Annotated in this window: 12 protein-coding genes; 5 read left to right on the top strand and 7 right to left on the bottom strand. The window is 57.4% G+C overall.

Annotated features, from left to right (window positions below; genetic code table 11):
- Positions 1-97 precede the first annotated feature (97 nt).
- The 5 genes from HH216_RS19530 to HH216_RS19515 form a co-directional block, all read right to left on the bottom strand.
- On the bottom strand, positions 98-1,477 hold the full coding sequence (locus HH216_RS19530; RefSeq protein WP_254448520.1) for a DHA2 family efflux MFS transporter permease subunit: 1,380 nt from the start codon (positions 1,475-1,477) through the stop codon (positions 98-100).
- A gap of 26 nt (positions 1,478-1,503) precedes the next feature.
- Positions 1,504-1,653 carry a hypothetical protein gene (locus tag HH216_RS26205; RefSeq protein ID WP_254448519.1) on the bottom strand — a complete coding sequence of 50 codons (150 nt, stop codon included), beginning with the start codon at positions 1,651-1,653 and terminating at the stop codon, positions 1,504-1,506.
- 191 nt (positions 1,654-1,844) lie between these two features.
- Positions 1,845-2,843: an HlyD family secretion protein gene (locus HH216_RS19525; RefSeq protein WP_254448518.1), complete on the bottom strand. Its 999-nt coding sequence runs from the start codon at positions 2,841-2,843 to the stop codon at positions 1,845-1,847.
- Positions 2,844-2,930: 87 nt separating this feature from the next.
- Positions 2,931-4,259: a TolC family protein gene (locus HH216_RS19520; RefSeq protein WP_169552331.1), complete on the bottom strand. Its 1,329-nt coding sequence runs from the start codon at positions 4,257-4,259 to the stop codon at positions 2,931-2,933.
- Positions 4,256-4,693: a MarR family winged helix-turn-helix transcriptional regulator gene (locus HH216_RS19515; protein WP_169552330.1), complete on the bottom strand. Its 438-nt coding sequence runs from the start codon at positions 4,691-4,693 to the stop codon at positions 4,256-4,258. The genes HH216_RS19520 and HH216_RS19515 overlap by 4 nt, the downstream gene beginning before the upstream one ends.
- Before the next feature lie 427 nt (positions 4,694-5,120).
- On the opposite strand from HH216_RS19515, the gene HH216_RS19510 reads away from it, so the two are divergent.
- The 4 genes from HH216_RS19510 (at position 5,121) to HH216_RS19495 (ending at position 9,467) form a co-directional block, all read left to right on the top strand.
- Positions 5,121-6,539 carry a capsule assembly Wzi family protein gene (locus tag HH216_RS19510; RefSeq protein WP_169552329.1) on the top strand — a complete coding sequence of 473 codons (1,419 nt, stop codon included), beginning with the start codon at positions 5,121-5,123 and terminating at the stop codon, positions 6,537-6,539.
- A 47-nt stretch (positions 6,540-6,586) separates the two neighbouring features.
- Positions 6,587-7,282: a response regulator gene (locus HH216_RS19505; RefSeq protein WP_169552328.1), complete on the top strand. Its 696-nt coding sequence runs from the start codon at positions 6,587-6,589 to the stop codon at positions 7,280-7,282.
- The gene (locus tag HH216_RS19500) at positions 7,279-8,646 is read left to right on the top strand and encodes a HAMP domain-containing sensor histidine kinase (protein WP_169552327.1); all 1,368 of its coding nucleotides are present in this window, start codon (positions 7,279-7,281) and stop codon (positions 8,644-8,646) included. The genes HH216_RS19505 and HH216_RS19500 overlap by 4 nt, the downstream gene beginning before the upstream one ends.
- A gap of 245 nt (positions 8,647-8,891) precedes the next feature.
- Positions 8,892-9,467 carry a cupin domain-containing protein gene (locus HH216_RS19495; RefSeq protein WP_169552326.1) on the top strand — a complete coding sequence of 192 codons (576 nt, stop codon included), beginning with the start codon at positions 8,892-8,894 and terminating at the stop codon, positions 9,465-9,467.
- 223 nt (positions 9,468-9,690) lie between these two features.
- Here the strand turns inward: HH216_RS19495 and HH216_RS19490 are convergent, their stop codons facing one another.
- Both HH216_RS19490 and HH216_RS19485 read right to left on the bottom strand, forming a co-directional pair.
- Positions 9,691-10,146, bottom strand: coding sequence for a DUF1206 domain-containing protein (locus HH216_RS19490; RefSeq protein ID WP_254448853.1), 456 nt, complete (start codon positions 10,144-10,146; stop codon positions 9,691-9,693).
- A gap of 56 nt (positions 10,147-10,202) precedes the next feature.
- A complete protein-coding gene (locus HH216_RS19485; RefSeq protein ID WP_169552325.1) occupies positions 10,203-10,514 on the bottom strand; it encodes a DUF1206 domain-containing protein in 312 nt (103 codons plus the stop codon).
- A 277-nt stretch (positions 10,515-10,791) separates the two neighbouring features.
- Here HH216_RS19485 and HH216_RS19480 point away from each other — a divergent pair, with 277 nt between their 5' ends.
- On the top strand, positions 10,792-11,958 hold the full coding sequence (locus tag HH216_RS19480) for an MFS transporter (protein WP_332871419.1): 1,167 nt from the start codon (positions 10,792-10,794) through the stop codon (positions 11,956-11,958).
- Positions 11,959-12,059: the final 101 nt, after the last annotated feature.

The following is a 12,059-nucleotide window of genomic DNA, read 5'->3' as shown; positions in this document are numbered from 1 at the left end:
AAGAAGAAAGACTGGACTGGTACACAACAAAAAGCCCCTCTCCCGTTTTGGGAGAGGGGCGGTCCGACGGGTCGGTTGGGGTGAGGGGAAACCAACTTTACTCCATCACCATTTCCGCGTGGGCGGGTGCTTCAATTTTCTTGCCGATGAACAGCAGCAGCAGCGGTATACAGACGAGGAAGAAGCCGCCGATAATTAGGAATGAGTCGGCATAGGTCATCACCATCGCCTGCTTGATCGCCCCGCCCTGCAACAGCCGGTATGCTTTCGCCGTCGCTGCGGCCAGGGCGTCGCCTTTCGAGAGGAACAGCCCCGTGTATTGCCGGATGCGCTCCGCCGAAATCGGGTTGTAAATCGACAGGTTGTCGGTCAGGCGCGAGATATGCAGCACTGAACGGGTCGAGATATAGGTCGTCATGATGGCCGTACCGAACGTACCACCCAACTGCCGAATCGTGTTCGACAGGGCCGACCCCTGCGGAATCTCGACGGGCGACAAATCGGCCAGCGTTACGGTCGTCAGCGGGATAAAGATCAGGCCCATGCCGATACCCCGGATGATGAGCGGCCAGAAGAAGTAGTCCGGCCCCGCGTCGGGCGTGATGTTCGACAGGCCGTAGCTGAAGCCGAAGAACAGCAGGAAACCGGCGGCAGCGTACCAGATCGGCGAAATCGCGTTTTTCTTCAGCAGACCACCCACGATCGGCATCATGAAGCCGGTCATGATCGAGCCCGGCATCAGCAGTAAACCCGTCTGACTGGCGGTAAAGCCTAGAATCGTCTGGCAGAACACTGGAATCAGGAACACCGACGCGAACAAGCCGAAACCGAGGATGAAGTTGAACAGCGTACCGACGGCAAACCGACGACGACGTAGCAGTCGCAGGTCGAGGATGGGTTGGCTGACGGTGAGCTGCCGCCAGATGAAGCCGATCAGGCAAAGCACGGCAGCCGTGGTCATGATGGTGATAAAGCTCGAATCGAACCAGTCTTTCTCTTCGCCCTTCTCCAAGATGATCTGTAAGCCACCAATCCCGACAATGAGCATGATAAGCGCGAGCCAGTCCATCCTACCCGCCAATATCTTCTCGACCGGTTCCTTGATGTACAGGTACGTCAGGACGGTAGCCGCGATGCCGAACGGGATGTTGATGTAAAACACCCAGTTCCACGACAGGTTGTCGGTGATGTAGCCGCCCAGCGTGGGGCCAATCGACGGACCGATGATGACGCCCAGCCCGAAGATGGCGTTGGCGATACCGATGTCTTCTTTCGGGAACGTCTGAATGAGAATCGACTGCGCCGTCGTCAGCAGGCCACCACCCCCGATGCCTTGAAGCACCCGAAAAAAGACCAGTTCCCAGACGTTGGTCGACAGTCCGCAGAGTACCGACGCGATGGTAAAGACGACAATCGACGCGGCAAAGTAATTCCGGCGACCAAGCTTGGCGCTGAGCCAGCCCGACATCGTAATCATCACGGCGCTGGCAGCCGCATAGCCCGTCACGACCCAGCTAATATCCCCAGCGACGCGCCGAGGTTCCCCATCATCTGGTTCAGGGTCACGTTCACAATCGACGAGTCGATTGTCTGGAGCAGGGCCGCTGTCGTCACCGTCAGCACCACCACCCATTTATCAAAGCCTAATTTCATTTCGTTGGGTTTCAGGTTTACTGTCTAAGGTTTAAAGTTGAAAAACTGCCCCAACCTTGAACCTTGAACAGTAAACGTTAAACTACTTTTGCAAATCCACCGCTACGTTGACGCTCATGCCGGGGCGAAGGCGGGCGTAGAGGGGGCGTTTTTGTCGAGGTCGATACGGACCGGAATGCGCTGCACGACTTTTACGTAGTTGCCCGTTGCATTGTCGGGGGGAGGAGCGAGAATTTGGCACCCGTCGCACCGGCAAACGAACCGACTTTACCCGTCAGCTTTTCACCGTCGAACGCATCGATGTCAATCGTCACCGTCTGACCGGGCTGCATCTGATTCAGCTGTGTTTCCTTGAAGTTAGCCGTCACCCACAATGTGCTGGTGTTCACGACCGAACACACCGCCTGACCTGCCTGTACCAGTTGCCCAAGCTGCACGGCCCGCTTCGAGACAACCCCCGAAATTGGTGCCCGCACGATGGTGTACGACAGTTGCAGTTTGGCCAGATCAAGATCGGTCTGCCGCTGCTTGATGGCTGCCTGCGCTACCGTAATCTGCCCTTCCGTGGCCCGACGCTGCGAACTGGTAATGCCCGTCTGCGTACCGGCAGCGGCTACCTGCGCCTGTGCCGTCTGGAGCTGTGCCTGAGCCGCCTGAAGCTGGGCGTTGGCTGCGTCGCGTTCGGCTTCAACGGCGTCGAACTGCTGCTGCGGAACGGTTTTTTCGGCCAGCAACCGGCTGTACCGCTCGAAATCCTGACCCGACTTACGGGCGCGGGCCTGCGCTGCTACTACGTTGGCCTGCGCCGTCGCGACCTGATTGCGGGCCGTAAAGACGCTGGCCTGCGAACTCTGGATCGTAGCCGAGGCCACGCCCACCTGCGAGCGGCTCACCCCGGCAGCGGCCATCGCGCTTTGCAACGCGGCTTCGGCCTGCTCAACCCGGATGCGGTAGTCGGCATCGTCGAGTACCAGCAGCGTGTCGCCCGCTTTCACCGGCTGATTGTCGGCAAATCGGATGGCTTTTACATACCCGCTGGCTTTAGGAATAACGGGGTTCACGTCCCCGTCGATCTGTGCGTCGTCGGTGGTTTCGTGGCGTTGCAGGTAGCGAAATTCGCTGTACCCAAAGAAAATTGCGACGACCAGAACGACGACGCCCGCAATGCGAAAAATGGTTGACTTGTTCACTGGAAAGTTAGTTTAATGTTTGTGGTTCAAGGTTTAAGGTTCTGTTGTTCGACAACTTTAAACGGTAGACCTTAAACCTTAAACCAATTATAGATTTGTCCCCGTGGCTTTCAGGAGTCGCTGGTAAGCGAGCTGGGCGTCGACGGTGGCGTTGATGACATTTAATTGAGCCTGTAAGAGGAAGCTGTCGGCTTCGAGCAGGTCGGTTGAGCCAACCAGCCCGTTGCGGAAGCGCGATTCCGTCAGGCGGTAGTTTTCCTGCGCCTGCCCAACCGCCGTGCGGATTACGCTCTGCTGTTCGAGGGCAAGCTGGTAGTTGTTATAGGCCGTCACGACTTCGGAGCGAATCTGATCGGCCTGCTGCTGACTCTGGATCGTGGCCTGATCGATGCTATTTTTGGCCGTATTCAGGCGACCCTTCATGTTGTAGAGCGAACCGATGTTGTAGCTCAGTCCAGCCCCCACGTTCCAGGCACTGACAAACGAGCTGGCCTGCGGAATCAGCCGGGCCGACGGGTTGATGTAGTTGTAGCCTGCCGATACCCCGAAGTGCGGATACATACCGCTTTTCGTGTTGCGTAGCTGCTCCTGTGCCGACTGTACCCGCAGCGAATTGGCTTCCGTTTCGGGCCGGGTCTGTTGCGCCTGCGTCAGAAACGTACTCAGTTGCTGCGTAACAGCCGCCGGATTAGCCAGCGTCGTGTCGACCGCAACGGACTGATCGTCGGGGAGGCCAAGCAGCAGGTTGAAGTTATATAGGGCCGTTTGCCGGGCCTTGTCGACTTGCAGGCGGCTCAGGTTGAGGTTATTTTTCTGCAACTGAATCTTCAGTACCTCATTGGCCGTCACGACGCCTTCTTTTTCCAGATTCCGGGCTTCGCGTTCGCGCTCGTCGAACTGCCTGATGTTCTGCTCGATGACCGTCGTTGACCGAATCAGCTTGACGATGTTGTAGTACGCGTCCGTGACGGTATAAACCAGTTCCGAACGGTTACGCTGCGCGTCGAGCCGACTGGCTTTGGCGAGTAGTTCGGCCGATTTCTCTGCCGACTTTTCCGCGAAGCCGCCGAAGATTTCCTTGCTGATCGTAGCGCCCCCGATGGTGGCGTTGAAGGCCCCCGCCGGGATGCCGAATAGCGGTTTGCCGTCGCTGCCTTCGCCGAAAGCAAACGGACCCGTCAGGCTGTAGCGCGAATAAGCCAGCTGCGCCGTTGCCGTGGGCAGGCTCCGGTCTTTGGCTTCCTGCGACCGGGCTTCGGCCGCCAGCGTGCGGGTGTCGGCCAGCCGGATACCCTTGTTGTTTTGCAGAGCGGTCTGAATGGCTTTGTCGAGCGGCATCACCGCCGGGCTGGGCTGGGCGATGGCACCACCCAGCAGCGTAAGCCACAAACCGGCTCCAATTACGTACTGTTTCATTGTGGTTTGTTTCTGATTTTATCCAGGAGTGTATTCAGGGTAGTCACTTCATCATCGGTCAGGTGGCTGACGATGGATTCAAAATCGCTGAACTCGACGGCTACCGTATCGACAAACTGTTTCGATTCCTCGGTCAGTCGCAGGTTCACACGCCGGCGGTTCTGCGGGTCGATTTCCCGCACAATCAGGTTCTTGGCAACCAGCCGGTCGGTCAGGCGGGTGACGTCGGAGTTCATGTCGGTCATTCGCTCTTTCAATTCCCCCGCCGACAGGCTGTTAGGGTACTCGTACGACAATAGCCGTAGTACTATGTATTGTTGAACCGACAGGTCGAACGGGGCCAGTTTCTGCGAAAAATGGTTGAAAATATAGCCGTCGGTCCGGTGGAGGTTGCCGATCAGGCGCTGGTGTTCATTGCGATAATTCTTGTGCATGATCGTTGTGGTGGCGCAAAGGTATAACTGATATTTGTTTAAACGAGTTTTGTTTGAACGGATATTATTTAGGTTTAATTGACGTTTAATCCCGTAGATTGGCGGTTGAAATTGATGGTTCGGCCGAACGGATGCTTCTTGCGGCCCCGGTCTTGTCGACAGGTGGGCCGGTTGGGCAGGCGACAAACAAACGAATGCAAAAACGACTAGTACGGAAACTTACTCCCGACGTGGCCGATGGCGCGTCGACCACACAACGCGACAGACAGGCAGGCAGGGCACTTATCGCATTACTGGCTGCTTTTGGCCTGGCTACTCCGGCACTACACGCCCAATACGCACAGTCATATACGCCCTACGACCCCGTTACGCCCAATGCAACGACCGTTCGGGTTGAGGTGGGGGCTACGGCGTCAATGGGGCGCAGATGCCGTTCTGGCTGCGCTCGAATCAGTGGGGCGCGGTGCCGTTGGCCGGATCGGCGGGAACTATCCGCGCCGGTATCTGGGGCGACCACAACGGAAACGCCCCAGACAGCACGACCACCCGTCCGAAGTTTGGCTGGAACTACGGCCTCGACGTGGTGGCTAACTCCGGTCTCAACGGGAAGGTGCTGCTACCCGAAGCCTACGCTGGTATACGGTTTGGCAAGTTCGAACTGTTTGCGGGTCGGCGTCGGCAGATTGTGGGCCTGTGCGATACGCTGCTGACGTCGGGTTCGTATATCTGGTCGGGGAATGCGCTGCCGCTGCCCAAAATTCAGTTCGGCACCATCGGCTACGTGCCCATTTTCAAAGGGGTGCTGGCCTTCAACGCCATCTACAACCACGGCTGGTTTGCCAACAAAGACGCGTCGGGCCGTGAGCTGATCGTGCGGAACTCGTACCTGCATCAGAAAACATTGTACGTACGACTTGGCAAACCTTCCTGGGCATTCCGGCTCTACGGTGGTGTAAACCACCAGGTGCAGTGGGGTGGTTATGCACCGTCGCTGCCCTCCGGACTGGCTAACAAGGGTTATCTGCCATCGAGCCTGCGGGCGTATCAGTATGTCGTATCGGCGCAGGCGTACCCCGATTTCACGATAGATCCTAACCTGACGGAAATCGACGTCGACAACCGGGTGGGTAATCACCTGGGCTCTATCGACGTCGGCGCGGATGTCAACATCGGTTCATTCAACCTGTTGATGTACCGGCAGAGCCTGGTTGAGTCGGGATCGATTTTTTACCTGACCAGCATTGCCGACGGACTGAACGGTATCCGCCTGCGCAATAATCAACCCGGCGACGGGTTTCTGACGCTCGACAATGTGCTGTTTGAGTTCTTTTACTCGAAAAGTCAGGGCGGACCGGAGTTCGTTATCAACGATCCGCAACGGCGGGGTAAGGTTAATTACTTCAACCACGGGCAGTATCAGGACGGGTGGATTTATGAGAACCACACTATCGGCACGCCCTTCCTGACGCCCCAGACCGACGTGCGGCCTAACCTGCGCACCGGCCGGGCTATCGTCAACAACCGGGTGGCGCTGTGGCACGGCGGCCTGTCGGGGCGGGTGGCGCAGCGGGTGCAGTGGCAGATGAAACTGTCGTACAGCCAGAATCTGGGTACATATGATTCCCCGTATCCGGCCAACACCAACCAGTTTTCGGGTATCCTGTCGGCCAGTTCACCGCTGACGCTGCCTGTGCTGGGCGACTGCGACCTGTCGGCGTCGGTGGCTTACGATCAGGGTCAGCTGTTTTACAATTCGACGGGCGTCTTTGCCAGTCTGCGCAAAACCGTGCGTATGCGTCGGCAGCCAAGCAGCGCAAGCAGCGAGTGGCGCGTACCGACCAGGTAGAGGTGCGAAGGCCGGACCGGTCGCGTCTCTACGTTTACTACGTAGCCATGAAAAAAATCCTGATTATCGAAGACGACCGGCGCATCGCCCAGAATATCAGCCGGGGGCTTCAGCAGGAGGGGTACGCAACGGAGGTCGTTTATGAGGGTATCAACGGGCGGCAAATGGCCCTGCAACCGGGAATCGATTTGCTGATTCTGGATATCAACCTGCCGGGCATCAACGGCTTTGAAGTGTGTCGGTCTGTCCGGGCCGAACGGCCGCATCTGCCGATTATTCTGCTCACCGCGCTGGACGAAATCGACGACAAAGTCGAAGGGCTGGCACTGGGGGCCGACGATTATCTGGTGAAACCGTTCGACTTCCGTGAACTCATCGCCCGCGTGGCAACCTGCCTGCGTCGGTCGGCCCTGCTCGGCGACGTGGCCGACCCCGCCGAAACCATCCTGCAACTGGCCAACCTGACCGTCGATCTGGCCCGGAAAGAGGTTCGGCGCAACAACACAACCATCGACCTGACCGCCCGCGAATTCGCCCTGCTCGAATACCTGCTGCGGAACCGGGGGCGCGTGCTGTCGAAACCCGACATTGCCGAAGCCGTCTGGGATCTGAACTTCGACACGGGCACCAACGTGGTCGAGGTGTACATCAACTACCTGCGCAAGAAGATCGACCGTGATTTCGAGCCGAAGCTGATTCATACCCGCCCCGGCATGGGGTACGTGTTAAAGGAAGAAGCATGACCATTCGCAACCGCATCGCGCTCCAGTTTTCGCTGATCGTCGCGTCGATTCTGATCGTCTTTTCCGTCGTGATCTACGTTGTGTCGGCCACCTACCGGCGCGAGGAATTCTACGACCGGCTGAAAAACAAAGGGCGGACGACGGTGCGGTTTCTGGTGGAAGTCAAGGAGGTCGACCGGGATTTGCTCAAGATCATCGATCGCAACACCCTGACGGCTCTGTTCAACGAAAAAGTACTGGTGTTTGACCAGCATAACCGGTTAATATACAGCAGTGTCGACGATCAGGTGATTGATTACTCGCCAGCCTTGCTGGCCGAAGTTCGCCGGGAAAAAGATATCGAAACCCACAGCGGCAGTAACGAACTGGTGGGGCTACTGTACCGACAGAACGGACGCGACCTGGTTATTCTGGCGTCGGCTTACGATGAGTTTGGGCGCAGTAAACTGGAGAACCTTCAACTGACACTCGGATGGGGACTATTCGTCGGCATAAGCATCACGATCGGGCTGGGCATTTTCTTCGCGGGTCAGTCGCTGCGACCCATCAGTCAGCTAAACGAGCAGGTGACGACCATCACGGCGGGAAATCTGCAACAGCGACTCGATGAAGGCAATCGGCAGGACGAGATTGCCCGGCTGGCCATCAACGTCAACGATTTGCTCCGGCGGTTGCAGCGGGCCTTTGAGCAGCAGCGCAGCTTTGTCTCGCAGACGTCGCACGAACTGCGAACCCCCCTGGCCGCGCTGAAATCCGAAATCCAGCTGGGGCTGCTGCACCCGTTGACGGTGGCCGAACACGAAACGATCCTGCAAAACCTGCTCTCGGATGCGGATCGACTGATCGGTCTGACGAACAGTCTGCTTCAGCTGGCCCGTACGCTGGAAACCATCGATCTGCTACCGCTGCATCCGATCCGCACCGACGATTCGCTCTTTGCCGCCCGCGACGAACTGACGACTGCCCGGCCCAGCTACCAGATTGCGATCGACTACGGCAATATCCCCGAATCGGAAACCGAAACGCTCGTGGCGGGCAACGAAGAGTTGTTGAAGCAGGTGTTCAGCAACCTCCTCGACAACGCCTGCAAATATTCGGCTGACCACACCGCCCGGGTTCGTATCAGCACCGACGCTACGCACTGCCGCATCGCCGTCAGCGACCGGGGCATCGGCATGACGGAGGCAGAGATCGCCCGTATTTTTGAGCCGTTCTACCGGGCCGAAACCGCCCTAGGCTATCCTGGTTTCGGCATTGGTCTGTCGATTACGGCCCGGCTAATTGATCTCCACCACGGCACGCTCACCGTCGAAAGCGCACCGGGGCAGGGGAGTACCTTTACCGTGTCGCTGCCGCACCTGTGAGCTTGCTGTACAGCGAGCGATGGCAAACGTAGGCTGTCGTTGATCTGGTTAGACTCAACCATCCCCTGTACCGCGTATGCTACAGGCTGGGTTAGGAGAACGGATGAAAATCGCCCTGACTTGAGTGGTCCAGGTTTCAGCTGGAGTTAAATCAACCGCTGGCTAAACAACTCATCAACAGCCTAGTAATTTCTGCTTACTTCGATACTTATGAGGCAGTTTTGACTTTACAACGCTGATCGGATATGCAACGAGCTAATTTTCTGAAAGCCAGTTTGGCGACAGCCACCTTGCTGGCATCTCCTTTCGTGTGGGCGGCCGATACCCTCAAACGCTACCGGGTCGACAAAGGGTTTAAAGTCGATGCGGGGAAAGATCGATTCAATCAGGCTATTTCCCTTTTTGATGGCGACACCTTCATGACGAAGGTATCCACTAAAGACACCAACGGAGATCTGTACGTGTACGAATCCCGGCGGGTGAAGGAAGGAGGGCCGGCTCTACACGTTCACTTCGAGCAGGATGAGTTGTGGTATGTGCTGGAAGGCGAGTTTCTGATTAAGGTTGGTGATGTCATTCATCAGGTGAAAGCGGGTGATACCGTATTCGGTCCTCGTAATGTGCCGCATTGCTTTGCTAAAGTGGGGTCTGGCGAAGGGCGTTTGTTGATGACGTTTCAGCCAGCGGGTAAAATGGAAGAGTGTTTCCAACAGATCAGTGCCGGGGTGCTGAAAACGATGAATGAAGCCCAACAGGATGCGTTTCGGGAAGCGCATGGGTTCAAGCGCGTGGGGCCGCCCATCAATCAGCTCAAACAGTAAGGCTCAGAAAATTGACTGAGCGTCGAGCACACCTGGCAAACGTCGATTCAGTAGTGGACGTAAAGAACAGGTGATCACAGCCAGGTGCATCGGCCAACGCTGAACTCATTAGCTGGCCGGGCTCGAAGAGGTGCCCAGTTTGTTTGGCCAGTGCATAGATGACCACGGGAGCGGCCAGAGTTCAGCTGCGGGTTCGATACAGATAGGGGCAATGCAATGGTACTCAATCTACCGCTTTCAGCGGGAACCAGCGGGCCATGGCCAGCATGAATACACTCATCAGCAGAAAGCCCAGCGCAGCCGCCAGTTGAACGCCCCAGCCGCCGGGGAAGTGTTCCATCGCCTTGAGCAAATCGTCGGTGCCACGAATCCAGTCCGGGTCTTTTTTCAGGGCACCTTTGATCAGGTACCAGCCCGTGACGGTGAGGGTACCCGCAACGGTCAGGAAACCGGCGAAGCTGCAAAACCGCAGAAACGCACAGACATAACGGTTCGATTCCTGCGGTAACTCCAGACTTTTGTAGACCTTGCCCGATACACCTTTGTACGCCTGTAAGCCCGCCCAGATCAGCAGTATAACCCCAACGGTGATAATCAGCCAATCGCCCCCGTCGATCTGGAGCAGGCGCGTCACCCAGAGTTTTTTGGCGTCGTCGGGGCCGCTGCCCTGCCCGGTCAGTAGCCGGAACGCGGTAATGCCCAGGCTGGCGTACGTAATACCGCTGAGCAGATAGTTCAGGCGGTACAGGATGCCCCACGGCCCCAGCCCTTGTCGTAGGGGTCGTTCCAGATTTCCACGATGCGCCAGAGTGTATGCCCCGCCAGTGCCAGCACCATCAGCGCCAGCAGCAGATGCCCCATCGTGTTCCCCGTCAGTTGGGTCAGAACCTCCTTGCGGTTAGGGTCGGCACTGTGCGGGCCGAAAGCCAGTTCGAGCGTAAACACGCCGATGGTGCCGTACAGAATTCCTTTAGCCAGATAACTCCCCCGCGCCAGCCACTCAATCCCCTGAATCGATTTGTCTTTTACCTTATCCGCAACAACCATACGTTCGAACCACCAGTGATCTAGTAGACTAACTCCGGCTGGCCGGTTAAGTTGTGAATAGATTCTTTTCAATGGGGCTTACAGCCAGCGTTCGATCCAGGATGGGCTGGCAAAAGAGTAGTTAATGGCCTTGTTCGGCTTGACCAGTCTGGCAACCGGGCGGGGTGGTTACGCAGTAAACAGCTGCGGGTAAACGCTCGGTTTGGTTGACTCATCCGACCCGATTATCTTGTGTGAATACATGATGAACACAGACACGACTGTACTTCCTGACGCTGTGACGAAGGCTCGCACGGCCACGCAACTGGTTTTTCTGGTTTGCGGGCTCGGTATGGCGAGCTGGGCACCGATGGTCCCCTTCGCCAAAGACCGGCTGGGGCTGGACGACGCCACGCTGGGGTTGCTCCTGCTGCTGTTGGGCGCGGGTGCGATGGTGATGATGCCCACATCGGGCTGGCTGGTGAGCCGGTTGGGTAGTCGCGTCGTCATTGCCGGGGCGGCCCTGCTGATGGCGCTGACCTTGCCCCTGTTGATGGTTCTGACCTCACCCGCTGCCATGGCCGTAACGCTATTTCTGTTCGGCGCGGGCGTCGGCGCGATCGACGTGGCCATGAACGCGCACGGCGTACAGGTGCAGAATCTGTACGGACGGCCCATTATGTCGTCGCTGCACGGGCTGTTCAGCGTGGGTGGCTTGTTCGGCTCGCTGGGGCTGGGCTTTCTGGTCAGAATGGGCCTAAATCCGCTTTACGCGATCAGCAGCATAGCCGCGCTGATGGTACTCATCGTGCTGACGCAATACAATCAGTTGTTTCCTGCCAACACCGAACGACAGGTGATGGCCCGTTTCGCGGAGGATACCGGCCAGTCGACAGCGGAAAAAACGCGGTTTGGCTGGCTGAAAGGCAGCGTGCTGTTTCTAGGAATGATGTGCTTTGCCGTATTTCTGTCGGAAGGCGCTATCCTCGACTGGAGCGCAATCTACCTGCGCGATACCAAAGGTGTCGACCCAACCCTGGCGGGAACCGGTTACGCGGCTTTCTCGGTAGCGATGGCCATTATGCGGCTGGTTGGCGATAAGCTGGTCGCGCGGCTGAGCGGCAAGGCGGTTGTGGTCGGTGGCAGTCTGCTGGGGGCAGCTGGTCTGGCAATGGCCGTTCTGGTTCCCGGCACATACGGGGCGTTGGCTGGCTTTGTGCTGCTGGGGCTGGGCGTGGCCAACATCGTGCCCATTTTCTTCAGTGCTGCCGGGCGGTTGCCGGGTGTTGCGCCTACGGTCAGCATACCTGCCATCACAACGATTGGTTATACCGGTTTGCTAACCGGCCCGGCCTTGCTTGGGTTTATCGCTCAGCAGTTTTCGCTCAGTGTCGCGTTGGGCTTTGTATCGGTGCTACTGATTCTGGTTGCCCTGAGTTACCAGCTGAAAGGACAGACCAACTGAATAAACCGTGTCCAGTGCGTCCTGAACTCCGTTCTAATTAATTTCTAAGGCATTTCTAAGCGCCTTCTAAACCAGCTCTAAGCCGCCTGCAAGGTTGGGTA

The organism is Spirosoma rhododendri, from assembly GCF_012849055.1.
Taxonomy (GTDB): domain Bacteria; phylum Bacteroidota; class Bacteroidia; order Cytophagales; family Spirosomataceae; genus Spirosoma; species Spirosoma rhododendri.
Note: the sequence above shows the minus strand (reverse complement) of the source record. Positions and strands in the feature narration are given on the sequence as shown.